The following is a 19817-nucleotide window of genomic DNA, read 5'->3' on the forward strand; positions in this document are numbered from 1 at the left end:
ACACTATATCACAAATCCGTCTTTCCTGAAAATGCATACAGCGCCTCACGGTATAGGAAAAAAGGAAAAACGGGACGGGAGACATTACGCCCGTTCCGCTTTAAGTTCCTTACGCAGCTTCGAAGCAGTCTGATAGACGGCCTTCCAATCGTCTGCAGTTACAGACGCTGGACTATAGCGAGTCTGTTCAAACTTCGCTAAGAGTTCATGCAATGTCGCTGCTGCAGCTGGTTTCAGCTGGCTCCAGCGGGTTACCGATTCACGAAGTGTCTCATCCCCGCTTCGGGTCAATCCTTTGCGCTTCGCATAACGTATCCAGCGTTCGGTCTCTGCCACTACCTTTTGTTCAGGGGTTAACGGTCCACCTGTCCGCAGACGAAGCACGAAGAATCGAAGCGAGAGGCGATTTCGCCAGAACATATAAGCCACCCACAATACGATGATGGCTCCCGCAACCCAGATTACAAAAGTCGGGATGCTGGATGAAGCCTGCTCAGGCGCAGGAGTCTGCTCTTCCTCTTTTACCGGTTCCTCTTCAGGTTGTTCTTCAGGCTCATCTACCGGCTGTACATCCGGTTGTTCCGTGAGCAACGGCATGTCAAAGCCCGGCGTCGCTTCAACCGGAATCCATCCATACTCGCCAAAATAAACTTCAGCCCAAGAATGCGCGTCTGCATTCGTTACAGTGTAAGTTGTCTCGATCTCAGCTCCAGGTTGGCGGGGAGCCTGCATGTCTGAATTCAGCGAAAGCTGTCCAGGTGCGTACCCTTTCACCCAACGAGCGGGGATTCCTTCGGAGCGCGCCATCATAACCAGTGCAGTCGAGAAATAATCACAATACCCTTCACGAATGTCAAATAAAAACCCTTCAACAAAGTCACTACTTACTTTTCGGGATAAATCCGGATTGTTTGTGTAATCAAAATTTTGTTGTAAATAGTTTTGCAGTAATGCCACTTTTTCATACGGCGTATTTGCCGATGCTGTAATTTCAGTGGCCAGGTCCGTCACCCGATCTGGGAATCTGGATGGCAGCTGCAGGTACATATCATCTGCCGGATTGCTAGTATACAGATCATCAAAAGATTTGGTACGAAGTTCATCTTCCACAATAACTGGCGCTTCCGATACAATCGTATACGTCTTCGGATATTGCGGTTGCTGACGGTCTGTTACGACATGAAGTTCTGCCTGCTCTGGATTCCATAACATCCGGTCCGAATTCGCCTCACCATTGACAGATGTGACTTTCGAGATGGAATAGGCTCCAAAGAGGATCGGATACACGTTATCATTCAACATCGTCACTTTCTGAGTGACTTGCTTGGTGGTTACATTTCCGGGTTCATCATTCTCCAGTGCTTGTCCCGCCTCAACATCCTCTGTTGCACCTCGTCCGCGATCATCCCAGCCTGTTCCCGTATACTCTGCCCGCGTCTCACCACGCCAGTAACTGCGCTCATTGGTAGTGACAGACATGACTGGTGTATAGTCGAAGTTAAACCCTCCGCCAAGCTGGTTGTCTTCCCTGCTGTATCCTGACTCGGTAGCTGTCGGAATGTCCAGTGTGCCGTTGCCTGTCTGACTCCCCGAACTTCCGGTGTAGTTACGCCACGCGGTATAAGGATCCGTCAAGGTAGGAGGAACTTCCGGCATATTCACACTGGCTACGATAATCAAAGAGAATATGATGGCAATGTTGGCCAGAATTTTGTAGGGATGTCGGATAATTCGCTTCCACCCTTGTGGATATTGCAGTTGGAAATTACGGAAGTGCTGACATACCAGCCATCCCATTCCTGCAAACATAACCCAGGCGATTTCAATCCAGAGTGGAAACTGGGTAAAGGAGTCGAGAATTCCCATCGATATAATGTTAATGCCCAGAAAAACGAGAATTCGGCGTGTTGTAGTCACCAGGCGCAGGGCAGCTTCAAGCATCACCCACGCGCACAGGGAGAACCAGATGTAAGGTGCTAGGTGCAGCACAAATTGCTCTGTACGCTCCATTAACGTGCCGTAAGGAATATAAACGGTGTAATCGATTAGTGTCTTATGCAAAATATATACAAGGACAACCGCCTTGATTATAGTTCGAATCATTATTTTGAAAGGCAGAATCACTTCCAGAATACTGACCGCTGCGAGCGTCCACAGCACCAATGAAGTGGTCTCGGTATACCAGGATTCCTGTGTAAATGATATCCACTGCATGCCAATCAGGAAAATCCAGAGCAACGAAGCCGCATGATACCAGGATCTTCTCCCCACTGTCAGCTCTTTGCCTTTAGTACTCATACACTACCTCCCCCCATAACCGTTGGAAGCTCCTGCAAATGGGAAACGGTAAAGGATCTTGTGCCTCTTCCGCGCAGCATCGCATTCCACTCGGAACTCCGGCGGGAATCAGTGGGTTCAATCAGAATATGACAAGGGGTCATCCCCCGTGTGTCAGCCCATCGGAGCAGTTCGAGAACTTTTTCATCTTTCTGGGGAGAAATCACTACAAAATACGCGCCTTGAGGAAACTGACGTGACATCTTCTCGACACCGGGCAGCAGCCGATTCTCTTGGCCGTTATATTGGATATCTACCAGATGATGAATCATCTTCTGCCGCTCCATCGGACTTTCGCTGGGAGCAAAAAATGATGTCTTCTCCGACAGTGTCAGCAGCCCCATACCCATTCGTTCTCTTGTGCCATACTCCAGCAGCGAGGCAGCCGTGGACACAGCCAGTTCAAAGGCCTCACCATGTTCATAGCTGCCTGACAGCGCATCCAGCACCAGAATCGTTTTCGGCACCGACTCATGTTCAAATTCCTTGGACTTCCACGTTCCCGTCTTTGCCGTTGCATTCCAGTGAATGCGGGAAAGTCGGTCGCCATAAACGTAGTCACGCACGCCGTTAATCTGGGTCGTTTCCCTGCGCGAGCGGGTCAAGGCCGTCTGTGGACCGGATAACCGTGATTTGCGATCATATAGCTGCCAGTACGGGATAAATACCGTCCGCGGCAACACCCGGAATTCCCCTTTAGCTTTGAACGTTCCCCGATGTTCGATTAGACCAAAGATGTCCTCGCTGGCACATTCCGTTTCTGAAAAGACATACTTTCCCCGCTCCAGCGGCGGGGTTTGAAAAGACAATTCACCATACCCTCGCATGCTCGGAATGAGGCTTTCTTTGAAAGACCAGGATTCGCCGTTATGCCGATGCAGCATTTCGCGCACAACCACATAAGGAAGTGGCAGAAATCCCGGGATGTTCAGACTTAACTGCACCTGTACCTGGTCACCGGCATGCAGCAGCTCTTCATGATCCTGACCAGAAGAGAGCTTGCGTACGCCGTGAGTACGACGTACACCGCTAAAACCAGCAATCGCAAGGTAAATACAAAGCAGAGTCACCATCGACAGCAGCATCAGGGAGGTCTTCCCGCCCTGGAACAATACATAAGCCAAACAGCACATCCACACCGCCGCGATGCTCCATACGCGGGGGTGGCGTATTCCCCTTCTGACTGTACTCAAAAGCGGCTTCATCAATTATTGCCCCATGGAGACGGGCACTCGAACCTGCTGAAGTACGGATTTTAATACAGCCTCGGAGCTCATGCTGTCCAGTCTCGATTCGGGACGCAGCACGATCCGATGGGAGATGACATAAGGTGCCATCGTTTTCACGTCATCCGGAAGCACGTAGTCACGTTCCTGCAAAAAGGCAAAAGCCTTCACGGCCATCATAAATGAAATGGCTGCCCGCGGGCTGGCGCCCAGCAGTACGGATGGGTGGGAGCGAGTTTTGCGAACCACATCAAGCAGATAATCCATGACCGGATCACCGATGAATACTTCCTTGATTTCCTGTTGAATGGCTGATATCTGATCCATATGGGTTACGGATTCAAGCCGATCAACAGGCTGACCCGACTGATGCTGCTTCAGCAACGTTTTCTCGATATCCTTGTCGGGATAACCCAGACTTATTTTCAACATAAACCGGTCCAATTGCGCTTCCGGCAATGTGTACGTTCCTTCAAAATCGATTGGATTCTGGGTTGCACAGAGCATAAATGGATGAGGCAGATCATACGTATCGCCATCTACCGTTACACTGCGCTCTTCCATGACTTCCAGCAAAGCGGACTGCGTTTTCGTAGTTGCCCGGTTAATCTCATCTGCCAGCAAAATGTTCGTCATGACCGGACCCGGACGGAAGTAAAAGCGCTCGTCACGTGGATGGAACACGGATACCCCCGTGATGTCACTTGGTAAAATATCAGGATTACATTGAATGCGGCGGTACTCTCCGCGCATGGATTTCGATAACGCTTTAACCAACTGCGTCTTGCCTGTTCCTGGTACGTCTTCAATCAGAACGTGTCCGCCTGCAAGCAAAGCTGTGAGCAAAAGTTGAATTTCAAAGGATTTCCCCATTATGCATGATTCCAGATTAGAACGAACTGCTGATATGATTTGGATCGACTCTTTGCGCACAGGCATGTGGTCTAACCTCCTAAAAAAGCATACAGATTTCCTTTTATTGTACATGATCCAAGGGCGCGAGTACACTCGAAGGAACTCATAATTTGTTTCCAGCCGTCAGATTCACCGCAGTTATCGCATGATTACGACAAAAAGAGGCCCGGATAGAAGTTATCCGAAGCCTCTGCTGATTCCATATATAATGGCTAGCTCTGCCATGCTCTGTTACCCTTTCGGCCGAACCACCAATGCCGCGAGAAAAGAAAAGATAATCGCTGAGGAAATACCCGCCGCGGTCAAATCGAATATCCCCGTAATGACACCAATCCATCCCTCTTTCTCCAGTTCCGTCAATGCCCCGTGCACGAGGGAGTTACCAAAACTGGTAATGGGGATGGAAGCTCCTGCCCCTGCAAATTTGACGAGCGGATCATACAGCCCAAACGCATCCGCAACCGCACCAGCCACAACAAGTGTACTCATCGTATGTGCAGGAGTCAGTTTGACACCATCCATCAGAAGTTGTCCCACGACACATATCAACCCGCCAACAATAAATGCCCATAAAAACTGCATCCTTTATCCCTCCTTTTCTATGGCTACGGCATGCGCAATACAAGGAATGCTCTCGCCCTGCTGATATGAAAGTGGAGATAACAATGCACCGGTAGCGACCACTAATACCTTATTGAGTTCACCCTTTTGCATCCGGTTCAAAATGTGACCGTAAGTCACTGTTGCAGAACATCCACAGCCACTGCCTCCAGCGACAACGTAAGGCTGCTTCTCCCGATCATAAATCATCAATCCGCAGTCATTGAAAACCGTCTGTTCCATGGGAATACCCTCTTTTTGCAGCAATTCTTTGGTAATGGGAAGTCCCACGGATGCCAGATCGCCTGTCACAATGAGATCATAATAACCGGGTTCCAACCCTGTATCCCGAAAATGGGAAACGATAGTATCCGCTGCCGCAGGCGCCATCGCGGATCCCATGTTAAACGGATCTTTGATGCCCATATCCATAATTCGGCCAATAGTCGCTTTGGTAACTACAGGACCTTCGCCAGTACGAGAAACCACACCACAGCCAGAACCGGTGACCGTATACTGCGCATATGGAGGCTTCTGGGAACCATATTCCGTTGGATAACGAAATTGCTTTTCCACCGTACAGTTGTGACTCACCGTACCCGCGAGTACATAATCCCCTGCACCCGAGTCCACAATGAGTGAGGCGAGAGCCAACGTTTCCATCGACGTTGAACAGGCACCAAATACCCCTAAATAAGGTACACCCAACTTGCGGGCAGAAAAGGAACTACTAATAATCTGATTCATCAGATCTCCACCAACAAAGAACTGAAGCTCTTCTTTTGTGATATTCGCATTGATTAATGCCATTTGGGAAGCCTGTTCAAGAAGCTTGCGTTCTGCCTTTTCCCAGGTTTTCTCCCCAATTTCCAAATTGTCATATACATAATCAAAATCTGATGTTAGAGGCCCTTTGCCTTCATCCGGTCCTACGACTGCCGATCTGCCGATAATCCGTGGACGGTTCTCAAATTGCCAGGTTTGTTGGCCCAGGCGTTTCATAGATGTCCACCTCCGAAGCCGAGGATGGCATATACAATCCCCACGATGAAGGCAGCAACGACACCAAACACGATAACTGAGCCTGCCAGCTTGAACATGTTGGCACCAACCCCAAGCACCAGTCCCTCGGCGCGATGCTCCAGTGCTGCCGAACACATGGAGTTGGCAAACCCGGTGACAGGGACAGCCGTTCCAGCACCCGCCCATTGTGCCATTTTATCGTAGACACCGAGGCAAGTCAGGATGACTGAAATGAGGATCATGACCGCAACGGTTGGACTGGCAGCTTCTTTCGATGTCATGTCAAACCCGGCCATAAACGCTTCCTGGATAGCCTGTCCAATGACGCAGATGAATCCGCCGACGAAGAATGCCTTAATACAGTTCGTCCAGATTGGACGGGCAGGCTCATGTTTTTTGGCGACTTTTTTATATTCCTGTTCACTGATGGACAGGGATGATGATGATTTTTTACTACTACCCTTAGTTTGAGCTGGCAAGATACAGAACCTCCCTTGAAATGAAAATAAGTCAACAGATGTGACTGCATGTACTGTGTGTAATCCTGTATTCATTGTTTGTTAAGGTTGGGAAAGTTATGTATCCGGCGAAAGACAGCATATGTTTCCAGCACGATTAAGCTGCCGAATGAGATGAGTCGCTCAGCGCCGGATCAGAGGTCTGTGAAATTTATAAATAAAGCAGAATGATCACGAGCAAAATAAAAAGGACGATACAAAGGATGGTTTCATTGCCTTCATCGGGTGGCGTCATCTATTGTCCCAGCTCCTTCCTGTTGTGAGGCAAGTGAAATTAGTGGGTCATTAAATACCTTATGGAATACTGGTTAAGCAAAACGGTTCCTTACTATATGCATATTCAATGCAGCTGCTTGGCGACTGTGCTTGGTGCGGATTTTATGGCCCGATGAAACATTAAACGAGCAACCATTCATGCCTGAGATACGTGACATAACCATGGACAATTACTTGCGCAAGGTTCATACTGTAGTGTGACCAGTGGTTAAATAAAACGTTCTTCTCTTCCGAAGGACAACAGTCCGGCAGCCGTTCTGCTGAGACCTGATCTACATACAAGCAGAGGAGTTGTCGACACATGAATCAAAAAACGTTAGAAATGTTTCGCACGTTAACGGAATTCCCTTCCGTTTCCGGGTTTGAACGCGAGCTTCGCGGATGGATGAAAGAACAAATGTCTCCTTATACGGATGAATTTGTCCAGGATCGCTTGGGTAGCCTTTTTGGCGTATTGCGGGGAGAGGAGTCCGGACCCAAAGTCATGGTTGCAGGTCACTTCGACGAAGTTGGTTTCATGACCACAGGCATTACGGAAACAGGCATGATCAAATTCCGCCCACTCGGTGGATGGTGGAGTCAGGCTGTGCTGTCTCAACGTCTGGAACTCATCACTCCGGATCGCCGGATTACAGGGGTTGTTGGTTCAACACCTACTCATCTACTCGATGAATCCCAGCGTAATAAACCGGTTGATCTTAACCATATGTACTTGGATATTGGTGCGGATAACCGTGCAGAAGCAGAGTCTTGGGGCATTCACCCGGGCATGCAGATCGTGCCGATCTGTGAGTTCACACCGATGGCTAACCCGAAGAAAATCATGGCAAAAGCATGGGATAACCGTTACGGCGTAGGACTTGCACTTGAGCTAGTTGAAGCATTGCATAAAGAAAAATTGCCAAACACCCTCTATTGCGGTGCAACAGTCCAAGAAGAATTGGGACTACGCGGTGCACGCACGGCTGCCAATCTAATTGAACCGGATATTTTCTTTGCACTGGACTGCAGTGCCGCGAATGATATGACAGGAGACAAACAATCATTCGGACATATTGGACAAGGCGCTTTACTGCGTATCTTCGACCCGGGCATGTTTACCCATCGTGGTATTGTTGAATATGTTCAGGACACAGCATCAACAAATCAGATCAAAATGCAATATTTCATCTCTCCTGGCGGTACGGATGCCGGAGCGGTTCATTTGAGCGGTATCGGTGTGCCTTCAACGGTAATTGGCATCTGCGCCCGTTACATTCATACTTCTTCTTCCATCATTCATACGGATGACTATGATGCGGCAAAAGAGTTGCTCGTGAAACTGGTGAAGGGTCTGGATCAGACAACACTGAACACGATTATCGGAAACGCGTAACTTTTTCTATAGAAGATGCCCTGATTTTCAGGGCATCTTTTTTGATGTTCAGAACACGAAATCCGTCCTAAAGATGAAGGGGAGATTAAGATGTAGTGATGAATTGCAAAATGCCAGCCTCTGCATAAGCAGAAGCTGGCATGATTTGGTTTACAGAAATAAAGGGGAGAATGCAATCCAGGCCAAAATAAGAGCCAGCACAATGCACACATTTTCCACAACGGCACCATGTTTCGTGCCCGTACTCATGAGATTGATTCTTATACGCCACTTGAGTGGTGGCAATGGACGAATGCCGCGATTCGTCAACGAATCTGCCAATAGATGCATGACATAGGCTGTGCCTCCAGCTACCCAGATCTCAGGCCCCTGCAAATGAGTTGTACTGTAGAGCAACCCAGTCCATACGGCGGTTCCATATAATGTGTGTGTCAATCCCCTGTGGGTTAAGGTGGTACACAGCATTAACAGACTGCCAGCAATTAGATTCCATGGTGCGAATGCATGCCCATAGAATACAAGTCCCAATCCGATTGCAAACATCAACACTTTGCGCAGGGAACGGGATGGCAGGAAAGATACCATCGCAATCAGAATCGCGAGCAGCAAATTCCATGGTTTCGCCTGAACATAGAAGTACACAAATACGGCGACAGGCAGCAGAATTGTCTGTAACAGCCGAATGAGGCTGTTCGGCAACGCCTTGGATACCAATAGTGAATTGGGCTCATCAATGTCTGGTAGGAGCGAACCGATCAGGGCCACGGTAACCGCCGGTGCAGTCACGGGCATGCCGGCCAATTGCAGAACAGAGAGGGATACAGTGGTCCCGATAATCAGGTGGGATCTTCCCATCATGGTGCAAAAACTTCCTTTCGAAGAAATAGGGAACATAAACTGCCCACTCCAGATTTTACAACGAAAACAATATAAGAACAATAGTTCGCATTTCTTAATTTACTTACTCCACACTGTGTAATTACGATGGGATCTATGGGCAGACTAATATGTGAACTGATTTTACCTTTACCTCATACGGCGTTAATCCTGTGTTAACATCACTGGTGTATAGTCGGTTCATACCCAACCAACAAAGGATGATTACTTATATGGGAATTCATACGTACTTTAGATCACTCAACGATCTCGAACGCATTATTCGTACGCCGGGGAAATTCAAGTTCGAGGAACACAGCGTATCCGCCCACTCCTGGAAAGTCGTGCAGTATGCCAAAACACTGGCCGATATTGAGGAACAGCATGGGGTCGCCATCGATTGGAAGAAGCTTTACGAAATCACCAGCAGTCATGATTATGGTGAAATTTTCATCGGTGATATCAAAACGCCGGTTAAACATTATTCACTGGAGCTTCGTTCGATGCTACAGCAGGTAGAAGAAGGCATGGTTGAGCATTTTATTAACGAAAATATTCCTGAAGAGTTCCAGCCGATTTTCCGTAGACAGCTGCGTGAAGGCAAAGACAATTCTGTCGAAGGACTTATTCTGGAAGTGGCAGACAAAATGGATCAGGTATACGAAGCGTTTGCTGAACTGCAGCGTGGCAATACAGAAAAGGAATTTATCGTGATGTACCGATATGCCCTGATCAAAATCAAAAATATTGACCTCCACTGTGTACACTATTTCCTCGAACATATTCTCCCCGACATCATTGAGGAAGGTAACCGCTCCCCATTTGATATCCGCCAAATCACAGAAGATGCTTTGTTACAATAATCAGCTCCAGTCATCGTGGTTCTTCAAGAGCCATGGACAGGGCTTTTTTTCGTTATTGTAACCTTTGGCGATACTCGCTGGGATACAGTCCTGTCTTGTTTTTAAAGATACGGCTAAAATAATGGGAATCACTATATCCCACCGCTTTACCTACTGTCTTGATATCCATATCTTCAAAGGCCGCGAGCATGCGTTTTGCTTCGTTGATTCGAAGCCCTGTCATGTATTTGAGCGGGGTTTCACCCGTCACCTTTTTGAAACACTTCCCCAGGTAATCTACACTAAAATGCATCTGTCCTGCCATGTCCTGCAACGTAATTTCATGCATATAGTTCTGTTTCAGATACAATTTGACTGCCTCTGCGATGTCCTCCGGCTTCACCTGTTCATCCAAAATTGCACTGACATGTGCCAGCGAATCCTCTGCCTTGCCAAGCTTTAATTCCATCGCATCCAGCAGCGATCGAAGCTGTTCTTCTGCGAGGGGTTTAAGCAGATAATCCTCCACTTTGTAACTGATCGCCTGACGTGCAAACTCAAACTCATGATGGCCGCTCAGGATCACGATCTTGACATGCGGATAGGCAAAATAAAGATGTTTCGCCAGTTCCAGCCCATTCATGACGGGCATCTGAATATCGGTAACGACCAGATCAGGCACCGTATGTTCAATCAGTTCCAATGCTTCCTGTCCATTCCTAGCCTCACCTATAACCTCAAACCGTGTGCCCAGCTCGCTGAATTTCCGGGATACGTTACGGCGAATTAACGCCTCATCCTCCACAATAATAGTTCTATATGTCATCACCATGAGTTTTAACTGTGCTCCTTTCGAATGGAACCTCCAATCGTAATGCTGACGCCGCCAGAAGGTTTATTCGTAATATGCATATGTGCCGCGGAGCCATACCATAATTTGAGTCTGATCCAGATGTTTTTCAATCCCATCCCGTTGATCTCAAGTTCAGGCATACGCTCCCATTCCTGTGATTGTTGTATGTACTGCTGGATGAGCGTAAGCGCCTCGGGTTCCATGCCAGGTCCGTTGTCTTCCACTGTCATTAGCCAGGTTTCCTGCAAGGTGTCCAGCTTTCCAATGATATGCAGCTTCCAGGGTGGAGTATCACGTAGTCCATGTTTCATGACATTTTCCAGCAAAGGCTGAATCAGCAGCATAGGCACCTGAAGGTTTTTCATCGAGTCCGGAACATGGAATTCATAAAGCAGATCATCTTCGAACCGAATTTTCATACACTCCAAATACCGCTCACAGTAGTCGATTTCTTTTTCCAATGCAACACCGCTTTTGTTCGGAGCCGAGATGTAACGCAGCATGGATGCAATGTGACCACAGAACGCAACGATCTGTTCATTCATGCCCTCTTCCGCCATGATGCTGATGTTCGTAATGTTGTTATACAGAAAGTGAGGGTTCATCTGGGACTGCAACGCCAGCAACCTGGCATCCGTTTCCTGAGATTTGATTGCCAGCATGTCCTGAAAAGACTGCACAAGCTGTTGATTCAATTGGATAAAGGTATCATTCAACTCATCCATCTCACGGATGGAACCTGGAACTTCCAACTTGAACAACTGACCAGAGTCCTGACCCGTGGTCAGATCGTGGACGCCAGTTTTCTGAATAATGCGCTGCAAACGATGGAGCGGTAAGGTAACACGTTTGGAGATCAGGTATGAGAGGAGCAGAATAAGCATCAAGGTAGCTAAAGTTGCCCCCATGAACAGAAGAGCCATGCGATTCAAATTCGCAAACAGGGATTGTTTCGACTGCATCACAATAACCGTCCATCCGGTCTCCTGCGAGGTCGTGTAGGTCATCATTTGCTTCGAATTTCCATTGGGATCTACGACTCCTTGCATCGTTCCTGGTGAATATTGATCGTTTCGAATCAAGTTAACCACGTCGGAATGGGTTGCTGTTAACGGATGTTCATTGGACAAAAAAGGATATAAAAGCTCATTACGTTCATTCAATACATAGACGCTCAGATTTTCGTTCCCCGCTTGCACATCGTTTAAATGCTGGAACACGGTTCCTGCATCCTGCAAAATTTCCACTACTCCTTGCGAGACATAATTTCCATCCTTATACACCCGGGTAAGGGAAAGATATGGTTTACCTGACTCCCCCTGCCCTGTTGGCATCGGTAATGCCCCACCATCCAGTAAACTTATGACACGCCAGCCATTGCGCGCCCACGTTTCCTCGTACCACGGTCTTTGGGTCAGATCTACGGACAGCTGGCCATTGAACGCACCGGCACCCAGCATTTTACCGTTCACATCATAAATATTGGCTTGTTTGGCTGTGTTAGAGCTGCTAATGATCGCCAGAATGACATCAATCAGCGTTGTTGTATCCTTGTAAAACGCCGGGTCACTTGTCAGCGTCTGTTCATTGTCCTCCGCTGGAGATAAATAGTGACTGAAGTGCTCCTTGACCAGATTGGAATATACGATGTTCATGGAGAAATTATTCATTTTGACGATTTCCTGATCCAGATTGCCTACCATCGAATTCCCCAACTGTTTCTGCTGTTCGGCACTTCGACTACGAATGTCATTGGCAAGAAAAACATACAAGAGACTGGCCACAATCAATGAAAATACAATAAAGACTGCAGAGTAGTAGGCAAACAGACTTTGCTGAAGCGTTCTGAATCGGTACTTAACCATCTCACACCTCGTTATCGGATGATGTCTTGCAACTTACTCGAAAATGTCCACCCAACAGAACGCTTTTGTCTATTGAGCGCATTCTTCGTTCCGCGTAAAGTTGTTCACATAAGAATACGCTTACATGAAGCGTTTCGGCAAGATCTATTATTCTTTATTCCATGGGAGGTTCATTGATGAGAAAACGATTTCTATTATCCCTCGTAGGTGCGCTGTTGCTGTCCAGCCTGCTTCTTGCCGGGTGCAACTCCGGTGAAAGTTCCGAAGGTTCAGGGAAGGTAACACTAACGTTCGGAACAAGTCAGAGCGGCATTCCACGTACGGGTATCATGCAAACGATGGCTAAAGAATATGAGCAGGAAACGGGTGTGAAAATTGACTTTCAGGTGGTCCCTGATGCCCAGTGGCGTGACCTGATTAAGGTGAAGCTCGCCTCCGGCGAAGCTCCTGATATTTTTAATGTCGATGTGGATCCACTTAGCATGCCTGCCAACGTAAGACCTGAGGAAAATGCAATTGATCTGACCAATGAGGAATTTACAGGACGCATGTCCGAAGAGATTTTACCAACGGTTAGCTATAAAGAGAAGGTGTACGGGGTTTCTTTTGCACCATCGAAAATATGGTATGTGTACTATAACAAACGCATCTTTGAAGAGCTCGGCATCCAGCCGCCAACGTCCTACGCCGAGTTCAAGGCGATCAGCCAGAAAATCAAGGATAAGGACATCATTCCGTTCTATCAGGCTCCTGCCAGCGGATGGTATCAGGTGCTGCCTCTGTTCGAAACCGGTCCAAACTATGAGCAAGCTGCGCCGGGAACGTACGAGAAGCTGAACAACAATGAGATGAAGGTCGCGGATTTGACGCAGCTCAAGATGGTCATTGAACAGTTAAAGGAATTTGCGGAACTGGGTTACTTCGGCAAGGATTTTCTGTCCAACACGGTCGAGGCTGGCATTGAAGCCTTTGGTCAGGAGAAGGCAGCGATGCTGCTTCGAGTTCCGGGCACCGAAAAGGAAGTGTCTGAGGCGTATCCAGACATGAAGGACAATATGGGATTTTTCGTGATGCCATGGGGCGATAATCAGACGATTGGTGTGAATCCGGGTGGTTCGGCTGCGATGTTTGGCAACAAAAACAGCAAGCACCCGGAAGAGGTACTGAAGTTTTTCCGGTGGATTACGGAGCATGATCATCTGCAGCGTGTATTCGATGGGGGTGAAGGCAATCTGACCATCTGCTGGCCTGAAATTGAACCGAAGCTCACACAGGACTATATCGATTATGAGAAAAATCATGAGAAAGGTACGGTCATGCAGGCCGCTGTGAAGTATATTGATCCGCAATGGATGGATATCGGCAAGGATCTTTCCGGCATGTTCGCTGGAGCGATGACCCCGGATCAGATTCTGCAAAATATTGATAAACGCAGGGCTGAACAAGCCAAAGTGCTGAAAGATGATGCGTGGCAATAACAGCGCATATTCTGGGTAAACACATGAGCATGTGGCTAACCACCATTATAATGCAGCGAGGTAAGGCACCATGCACTCATGCATTTTGGCAGGAAGGACAGGTGTAACAGTTTATGAATGTAAATAAGATCTATCCCTGGTATTTCTCATCTGGAGCGATTGTGCTGTATCTGCTGTTCATCGTCGCTCCCGCCCTGCTGGGCATCTATTATTCCTTCACCGATTGGAACAGCTACAGTTCGGAGAAAAACTTTATTGGTCTGGAGCATTTCCGAACCATTCTGGCGGGTGATCCAACGTATTTACTTTTTATTAAGAATACAGTCCTTTTCACTCTGATTACTTCGATCGCCAAGACGGTTCTGGGCCTATTCCTAGCTCTATTGCTGGTCAGCGGTGTGAAGGCCGCCAATCTGCACCGGATGATCATATTTTCACCCCAAGTCCTTTCGTTCCTGATTGTCGGCCTGGTCTTCAAAAGCCTGCTCGATCCCAACAACGGCTTCGTTAACGTGACACTGCGTTCGCTGGGTCTGGACGTTCTGGCCCAGAACTGGCTGGGCTCCCTGACCTGGGCAATGCCATCTATTATGGCGGTGGATACGTGGAAAGGCATGGGGTACATTATGGTGCTGTTCATTGCTGGACTACTCGCCATTCCTCGGGATTATTATGAAGCGGCATCGATTGACGGTGCCGGCTTCTGGCAGAAGCTGTTTCGAATCACGATTCCGATGCTGATGCCCACGATCACCATCGCTACGGTGCTCAATATTACGTATGGGCTGCGGGTATTTGATGCGGTATATGTACTGACCAATGGCGGACCGGGCAACGCGACGGATGTAATTAACACAGCCGTATATTCCTCTTTTGCTAAAGGCTATTGGGGGCTCGGCAGTGCATTATCCACGATTCTGTTTGTCATTATGGCTGTCATCTCCTTCTTCATCATCCGCTTGATGAACCGAAAGGTGGAATACTAGATGCGTGTGAAAAAACGGCTGTTTTCCATCGGATTAAATGTACTCGCTTGGCTTCTTAGCCTGGTGGTCCTGATTCCTTTTGTCGTCATTGTGCTGAATTCATTCAAGTCCGATGCCGAAGCCAAAGTGCTCAAACTGACCCTGCCCGAGAAGTTCATCTTTGAAAATTATAAAATCGTCTATGAGCAGGGACACTTGGGTGGTTCCTTTTTCAACAGTTTGCTGCATTCAACGGCTTCTTCCCTTCTGCTGGTGTTTGTTGTGGCGTTCTCAGCCTTCACCTTATCGCGTAATTATTCGAAGTTAAGCAAGTTCCTATATTTCTTTCTTATTCTGGGCATTACGCTGCCATTGAACTACATTCCACTAATGGAGGTCATGAAGTCGCTGGGCATGATTAATTCGCATGTGGGCATGATTCTGCTCTATACCGCGATGGGTATTCCGATCTCGCTATTCATCACATATGCGTTTGTATCCAATATTCCGAAAGAACTGGATGAAGCAGCGATCATGGACGGATGCAACGGGATCAAGCTGTTTCTCAGAATTATTGTGCCTTTGTTAACCTCTGTCCTGGTTACGGTATTTGTTCTTAATTTCCTGAGTGTCTGGAATGAGTTTACCGCCCCACTGTACATGCTCAATACCGTCGAGATGTGGCCAATGACGCTCGCTGTCTATAACTTCTTCGGACAATTCAGTGCCCAGTGGAATCTGGTTAGTGCGGATATTGTGCTTACTTCCCTGCCAGTGTTGATTGTGTTCCTCATTGGGCAAAAATATATTGTGGGTGGTCTGACTTCCGGGGCGGTTAAGGGTTGAGATGTATCCGAAATGAGAATTCAATACACCGGGCTACTTTGAAATTCATCATTGACATCGTGTTTATTTGTAACTATTATAGTTACAACGGTGGTGATCATGCATGAAACAAATCAGTAGTCGCTTTTCCATTGCGGTTCATACGTTGTCCCTGGTCGCTGTTGTGCCCAATGAGTGCACGGGAGATTTTATCGCCAAAAGCGTGAATACCAATCCCGTCATTATTCGGCGGATTATGTCCAAGCTGAAACAGGCCGGCCTGATCGAGGTCAGACCCGGTGTCGGCGGTGCTTCTTTGTTAAAGGACCCCGCGGACATTACGCTTTTGGATATATATCGTGCACTTGAGGTTGTGGAGGATGGCGAGTTGTTTAACTTCCACAAGCATCCAAACCCAAATTGTCCGGTTGGCAGCATGATCGAACAAACCTTGCGCGCCGAACTTATTGAGGCTCAGTTAGCTATGGAGCAGCGTTTGAAACGTGTAACGATACAACAGATGATGGATCAGGTTCACGTCTCTGAATAAAAAAAGCTCATTACGAGCTTTTTTTAAACCTTTCGTTGTAATCACACCTGTTATAACAAATACGATTACATCCATTCATGTAGATTGACATTTCACATTTGTGTCGACACAAAACATACCTTATAGGAGGAAAATACAATGAAAATTTTAGTTACTGGAGCAACAGGTCACTTGGGTTCACTGGTCGTAGAGGCTCTGTTAAAAACGGTATCTGCTGGGGATTTGGCTGTAAGTGTACGCAACCCGGAGAAAGCGGAAGCATTGCGCGCTCAAGGTGTTGACGTTCGTCACGGTGATTTCGATCAACCGGAAACGCTGGAAAAAGCATTTGCAGGCGTGGATCGGCTGCTGCTGATCTCCACAGACGGTGACAATGAAACGCGTATTCGCCAACATCAAGCTGCCGTGCACGCTGCCAAGAAAGCAGGCGTTGGATTCATCGCTTATACCAGCGTTGTGAATGCGGAGAAAAACACCCTTTCACTTGCTGAAGTACATCGTGCCACAGAACAGGCTATCCGCGAATCCGGCATTGCTTATTCCTTCCTGCGCAACAACTGGTACCTGGAAAATGAAGCAGGTAGCGTTCAAGCAGCTACCCAGGGCGCACCTTGGGTGCATGCAACTAATGCCAGCCAAGTGGGCTGGGCTACTCGCAATGATTATGCGCATGCTGCCGCTGCAGTACTGACAGGTGAGGGACATGAAAATTCAGTATATGAGTTGTCTGGTAAACTTCGTACTCAAGCTGAGCTTGCAGCCATCGTTGGGGAAGTACTTGGACAGGACATCAACGTGCAAAACGTGGACGATGCCGCGTATGCGGACATCATGAAGGGTGCAGGATTGCCTGACTTTGTAGTCTCCATGCTCGTTGATATGCAAAGTGCCATCCGTGAAGGCGCACTGGCTGTAGAGAGTGATACACTGGAGACATTACTTGGCCGTCCGGCTCAACCATTGAGTGAGGGTGTTAAAGCGATTTTGGGCAAGTAAGTTTAAGTAGAAGATAATAGAGTGCGAATCATAAAGGGACACACCAGCGAATGTTGGATGTGTCCCTTTTGGTATAACAGCGATCTATAAAAAGATATAGCAGTTGAACGTACTCTTTATACTAAACTAGTTTAATTGTGACTTGAATTCGATTTAGATATCGGTAATCTCCATCAACGTTACATCGATCATTGCTCGATATATCGTGCCGGAATGTGATCGGCCAGCCAAATATTTTCGTTTCCATGATAGAAGAAAATACCTTCTTTGGCCGCTTGAGCCGCGTTAATTTTCAGTATTATTGGCTGGTCATCACGTCTTCGTCCCACCTGATTGGCGGTGTCCCTATCTGCGGACAGATGAACATACTGCCTCTGCCGAGGCTGCAAACCTTGCTCCATAATGGAAGCAACCGACCGCAGCGGCGTGCCGTGATAGAGTATCTCAGGTGGAGTGGCGGGTGTCTTGAATATCCTTTGCGGAGTCGAATGACCATATAATGCCCGGATGCGGCCAGAACAGATTTCATGTCTCTTTTTCTCAGAAGCTTGAATCATCTGCTCCAGATCCGCTTCCGTGACGTCTTTCCACTGTGGACTTTCATGTAAAGCCACCAGCAATTGCGGAATCTCCACCCAGCCCTCTTCGTCCAGCTCCAGCTCATACTCCCATGGGGCGTGACGCAAGGCGTATGAGAGCTCTTTACTTAACTTCATCAGATCCATTGCGATCATCTCCCAATTAAGTTAACAATTCATTAGACAAATACTGTCTGTACCACTACATGAAAGGGTGAACGCTCTGCTTCTTCAGTTTCTTTCCGGTTGTACTGCCGCCAAAATCTCCTGAATGTTGCGGGCCAACCCTTCATCGTCTTCCTGATTGAATTGGCGGTGTCCATCAATCCCACGTTGGATAATCGTATTCATCACCGGATGAACCTCACGGTCTGAAGCCACCCGGATCAGATCATCGGCAAAATCCACCGCCTGCTGCTCACTATAGTTAAACGGTTTAATCAGCATACGGATGCTCAATGCATGAGCCTGGGGCTCCGCGAGTTGATCCCGATGGGTTATGCCATATACAGCGCCAAACCCAAAAGCAGCAATCACCTGACGCTCCAGCTCTGTTGTCTGTTCCAAAGGCGTGCCGATCAGTTCACATATTTTGTCCACCATCTGCTCCAATTCTGAAGCCGCCGCAGCCAAAATTACGTCATTAATATCGTCAGCATTGATAAATTCAGTCATATTCTATTTCTCCATTTCTGCTCCGTATTTGATCCATTCTCTCAGACTCTATGAGAACATTGTATCGGAGATAGGGTGTTCCTTTCAAATTCATCTACGGTTAGACAAACAATGATTCAGCATACTTGTAAAAGAGAAGCTCTATTTGTGCGTAGTACAACTTGGTAAGTGATCATACGCGTAACCATTAATCCCGGCGTGATTCATTGTTTTGCGGAGCTCCGAAACAAACTCCATAAAGTACACTTCAGGACTGCGACTTCCTGCATAATATTGCAGGTCGTAATCGTAGTTTAACCTCGAATACACATCATGCAGATCGTTAACCAGTACCTTTTTCATATCCTCTCTTGTAATTGCTGGGTCTATATTGCACTCGTTGACCAGGGTCTGTAGTGTCTCCTGCAGAGCCTGTTGATCGTATGACGGGTTAGACAACAGATGCTGCAAATCAAACAAGTCTTTGAATCGGGGCCTCACTATCGTTTGATGCAGCTTCCAAGCGATTTGAATGGAGAGTGGCACGGTGTGAGGAACGACAAAAGCTTCTCCAACCATAGGTTGGTACGATAGAGCAATAGACTTCTCATTCAATTCGAGGTTAAAGGATATATCAAGATGCAGCTCATCCTCATCTTCATACTCATTTTCGCTCCTTGGTTCACTATCAATATAAAAGGCAAGCTCCGTGTTCACCGTAGGAAAATCATCCGCCATCGCGTAGTCTATTCTGCGCCAGAAAGCATTCTCACTAAAGCTTCGGAATACGATACCGTCATTCAGATCCATCTCCGTTACCCGGATCATCCAGTCTGTAAATATTTCATTGGCCTGGTCCTCAGTCTCAATTCGACCTACATACAAAAAGTCGATGTCATCAACATAACGTACATTGGGATTCTCCAAATACTGTCTTGTCAGCAAACTTCCTTTTAATACAAATGGGCTATTCACGAGAGAAGCGCGCTTCAATAGAGCTTCTAATACAACAATGAATCTCTCATCCTCATTCAAGCTATGTAATTTTACATTTTTTCCAGACAC

The 19817-nt window shown here is 47.4% G+C and carries 19 protein-coding genes; 7 read left to right on the plus strand and 12 right to left on the minus strand.

The features are described from left to right. Positions 1-84 precede the first annotated feature (84 nt). The 6 genes from AC4PM4_RS12910 to spoVAC all read right to left on the minus strand — a co-directional run bounded on the left by AC4PM4_RS12910 (position 85) and on the right by spoVAC (position 6580). Positions 85-2298 (minus strand): transglutaminase TgpA family protein, encoded by a 2214-nt coding sequence (locus AC4PM4_RS12910; protein WP_274567913.1) that lies wholly within the window; start codon positions 2296-2298, stop codon positions 85-87. After that, entirely contained in the window at positions 2295-3542 is a 1248-nt protein-coding gene (locus tag AC4PM4_RS12915) for a DUF58 domain-containing protein (RefSeq protein WP_491613739.1), read from the minus strand. Before AC4PM4_RS12915 ends, AC4PM4_RS12910 begins: the two co-directional genes overlap by 4 nt. A 3-nt stretch (positions 3543-3545) precedes the next feature. After that, entirely contained in the window at positions 3546-4502 is a 957-nt protein-coding gene (locus AC4PM4_RS12920; protein ID WP_063567266.1) for an AAA family ATPase, read from the minus strand. A gap of 207 nt (positions 4503-4709) precedes the next feature. Beyond that, positions 4710-5060, minus strand: a complete 351-nt coding sequence (gene spoVAE, locus AC4PM4_RS12925) for a stage V sporulation protein AE (RefSeq protein WP_053781314.1) — start codon at positions 5058-5060, stop codon at positions 4710-4712. A 3-nt stretch (positions 5061-5063) separates the two neighbouring features. Further along, the gene (gene spoVAD, locus AC4PM4_RS12930; RefSeq protein WP_063567265.1) at positions 5064-6080 is read right to left on the minus strand and encodes a stage V sporulation protein AD; all 1017 of its coding nucleotides are present in this window, start codon (positions 6078-6080) and stop codon (positions 5064-5066) included. After that, positions 6077-6580 (minus strand): stage V sporulation protein AC, encoded by a 504-nt coding sequence (gene spoVAC, locus AC4PM4_RS12935; protein WP_063567264.1) that lies wholly within the window; start codon positions 6578-6580, stop codon positions 6077-6079. Before spoVAC ends, spoVAD begins: the two co-directional genes overlap by 4 nt. Before the next feature lie 616 nt (positions 6581-7196). On the opposite strand from spoVAC, the gene AC4PM4_RS12940 reads away from it, so the two are divergent. After that, entirely contained in the window at positions 7197-8270 is a 1074-nt protein-coding gene (locus tag AC4PM4_RS12940) for a M42 family metallopeptidase (RefSeq protein WP_063567263.1), read from the plus strand. A gap of 150 nt (positions 8271-8420) precedes the next feature. Here the strand turns inward: AC4PM4_RS12940 and AC4PM4_RS12945 are convergent, their stop codons facing one another. After that, positions 8421-9128: a metal-dependent hydrolase gene (locus AC4PM4_RS12945; protein ID WP_090997972.1), complete on the minus strand. Its 708-nt coding sequence runs from the start codon at positions 9126-9128 to the stop codon at positions 8421-8423. A gap of 251 nt (positions 9129-9379) precedes the next feature. On the opposite strand from AC4PM4_RS12945, the gene AC4PM4_RS12950 reads away from it, so the two are divergent. After that, on the plus strand, positions 9380-10009 hold the full coding sequence (locus AC4PM4_RS12950; RefSeq protein WP_063567261.1) for a YfbR-like 5'-deoxynucleotidase: 630 nt from the start codon (positions 9380-9382) through the stop codon (positions 10007-10009). A gap of 52 nt (positions 10010-10061) precedes the next feature. Here the strand turns inward: AC4PM4_RS12950 and AC4PM4_RS12955 are convergent, their stop codons facing one another. Both AC4PM4_RS12955 and AC4PM4_RS12960 read right to left on the minus strand, forming a co-directional pair. Continuing rightward, positions 10062-10814: a response regulator transcription factor gene (locus tag AC4PM4_RS12955; RefSeq protein ID WP_256336592.1), complete on the minus strand. Its 753-nt coding sequence runs from the start codon at positions 10812-10814 to the stop codon at positions 10062-10064. Between the two features lie 11 nt (positions 10815-10825). Next, positions 10826-12706, minus strand: a complete 1881-nt coding sequence (locus AC4PM4_RS12960) for a cache domain-containing sensor histidine kinase (protein ID WP_488731459.1) — start codon at positions 12704-12706, stop codon at positions 10826-10828. A 176-nt stretch (positions 12707-12882) separates the two neighbouring features. Between AC4PM4_RS12960 and AC4PM4_RS12965 the strand changes: the two genes are divergently transcribed. The 5 genes from AC4PM4_RS12965 (at position 12883) to AC4PM4_RS12985 (ending at position 17520) form a co-directional block, all read left to right on the plus strand. Continuing rightward, the gene (locus AC4PM4_RS12965) at positions 12883-14184 is read left to right on the plus strand and encodes an ABC transporter substrate-binding protein (RefSeq protein ID WP_491613741.1); all 1302 of its coding nucleotides are present in this window, start codon (positions 12883-12885) and stop codon (positions 14182-14184) included. 113 nt (positions 14185-14297) lie between these two features. Beyond that, positions 14298-15170: a carbohydrate ABC transporter permease gene (locus AC4PM4_RS12970; RefSeq protein WP_063567257.1), complete on the plus strand. Its 873-nt coding sequence runs from the start codon at positions 14298-14300 to the stop codon at positions 15168-15170. Beyond that, positions 15171-15995 carry a carbohydrate ABC transporter permease gene (locus tag AC4PM4_RS12975; RefSeq protein WP_491613742.1) on the plus strand — a complete coding sequence of 275 codons (825 nt, stop codon included), beginning with the start codon at positions 15171-15173 and terminating at the stop codon, positions 15993-15995. It abuts the gene before it with no gap. Between the two features lie 103 nt (positions 15996-16098). Continuing rightward, entirely contained in the window at positions 16099-16524 is a 426-nt protein-coding gene (locus AC4PM4_RS12980; protein ID WP_063567255.1) for an Rrf2 family transcriptional regulator, read from the plus strand. 138 nt (positions 16525-16662) lie between these two features. Next, the gene (locus AC4PM4_RS12985; RefSeq protein ID WP_491613743.1) at positions 16663-17520 is read left to right on the plus strand and encodes an SDR family oxidoreductase; all 858 of its coding nucleotides are present in this window, start codon (positions 16663-16665) and stop codon (positions 17518-17520) included. A 188-nt stretch (positions 17521-17708) separates the two neighbouring features. Here AC4PM4_RS12985 and AC4PM4_RS12990 read toward each other — a convergent pair whose 3' ends face one another. The 3 genes from AC4PM4_RS12990 to AC4PM4_RS13000 all read right to left on the minus strand — a co-directional run bounded on the left by AC4PM4_RS12990 (position 17709) and on the right by AC4PM4_RS13000 (position 19817). Beyond that, positions 17709-18245: an RNA 2'-phosphotransferase gene (locus AC4PM4_RS12990; RefSeq protein WP_491613744.1), complete on the minus strand. Its 537-nt coding sequence runs from the start codon at positions 18243-18245 to the stop codon at positions 17709-17711. Between the two features lie 84 nt (positions 18246-18329). Further along, on the minus strand, positions 18330-18773 hold the full coding sequence (imm48, locus tag AC4PM4_RS12995; protein ID WP_064636305.1) for an Imm48 family immunity protein: 444 nt from the start codon (positions 18771-18773) through the stop codon (positions 18330-18332). Between the two features lie 141 nt (positions 18774-18914). Then, positions 18915-19817 (minus strand): nucleotidyl transferase AbiEii/AbiGii toxin family protein, encoded by a 903-nt coding sequence (locus AC4PM4_RS13000; protein ID WP_231952434.1) that lies wholly within the window; start codon positions 19815-19817, stop codon positions 18915-18917.

The organism is Paenibacillus sp. MDV22-iso6 (assembly GCF_058408365.1).

Bases quoted from the DNA above. Each gene is read 5' to 3' on its own strand.
- AC4PM4_RS12910 (WP_274567913.1), bottom strand. From the start codon at position 2,298: ATGAGTACTAAAGGCAAAGAGCTGACAGTGGGGAGAAGATCCTGGTAT.
- AC4PM4_RS12915 (WP_491613739.1), bottom strand. From the start codon at position 3,542: ATGAAGCCGCTTTTGAGTACAGTCAGAAGGGGAATACGCCACCCCCGC.
- AC4PM4_RS12920 (WP_063567266.1), bottom strand. From the start codon at position 4,502: ATGCCTGTGCGCAAAGAGTCGATCCAAATCATATCAGCAGTTCGTTCT.
- spoVAE (WP_053781314.1), bottom strand. From the start codon at position 5,060: ATGCAGTTTTTATGGGCATTTATTGTTGGCGGGTTGATATGTGTCGTG.
- spoVAD (WP_063567265.1), bottom strand. From the start codon at position 6,080: ATGAAACGCCTGGGCCAACAAACCTGGCAATTTGAGAACCGTCCACGG.
- AC4PM4_RS12940 (WP_063567263.1), top strand. From the start codon at position 7,197: ATGAATCAAAAAACGTTAGAAATGTTTCGCACGTTAACGGAATTCCCT.
- AC4PM4_RS12945 (WP_090997972.1), bottom strand. From the start codon at position 9,128: ATGATGGGAAGATCCCACCTGATTATCGGGACCACTGTATCCCTCTCT.
- AC4PM4_RS12950 (WP_063567261.1), top strand. From the start codon at position 9,380: ATGGGAATTCATACGTACTTTAGATCACTCAACGATCTCGAACGCATT.
- AC4PM4_RS12955 (WP_256336592.1), bottom strand. From the start codon at position 10,814: ATGACATATAGAACTATTATTGTGGAGGATGAGGCGTTAATTCGCCGT.
- AC4PM4_RS12960 (WP_488731459.1), bottom strand. From the start codon at position 12,706: ATGGTTAAGTACCGATTCAGAACGCTTCAGCAAAGTCTGTTTGCCTAC.
- AC4PM4_RS12965 (WP_491613741.1), top strand. From the start codon at position 12,883: ATGAGAAAACGATTTCTATTATCCCTCGTAGGTGCGCTGTTGCTGTCC.
- AC4PM4_RS12970 (WP_063567257.1), top strand. From the start codon at position 14,298: ATGAATGTAAATAAGATCTATCCCTGGTATTTCTCATCTGGAGCGATT.
- AC4PM4_RS12975 (WP_491613742.1), top strand. From the start codon at position 15,171: ATGCGTGTGAAAAAACGGCTGTTTTCCATCGGATTAAATGTACTCGCT.
- AC4PM4_RS12980 (WP_063567255.1), top strand. From the start codon at position 16,099: ATGAAACAAATCAGTAGTCGCTTTTCCATTGCGGTTCATACGTTGTCC.
- AC4PM4_RS12985 (WP_491613743.1), top strand. From the start codon at position 16,663: ATGAAAATTTTAGTTACTGGAGCAACAGGTCACTTGGGTTCACTGGTC.
- AC4PM4_RS12990 (WP_491613744.1), bottom strand. From the start codon at position 18,245: ATGGATCTGATGAAGTTAAGTAAAGAGCTCTCATACGCCTTGCGTCAC.
- imm48 (WP_064636305.1), bottom strand. From the start codon at position 18,773: ATGACTGAATTTATCAATGCTGACGATATTAATGACGTAATTTTGGCT.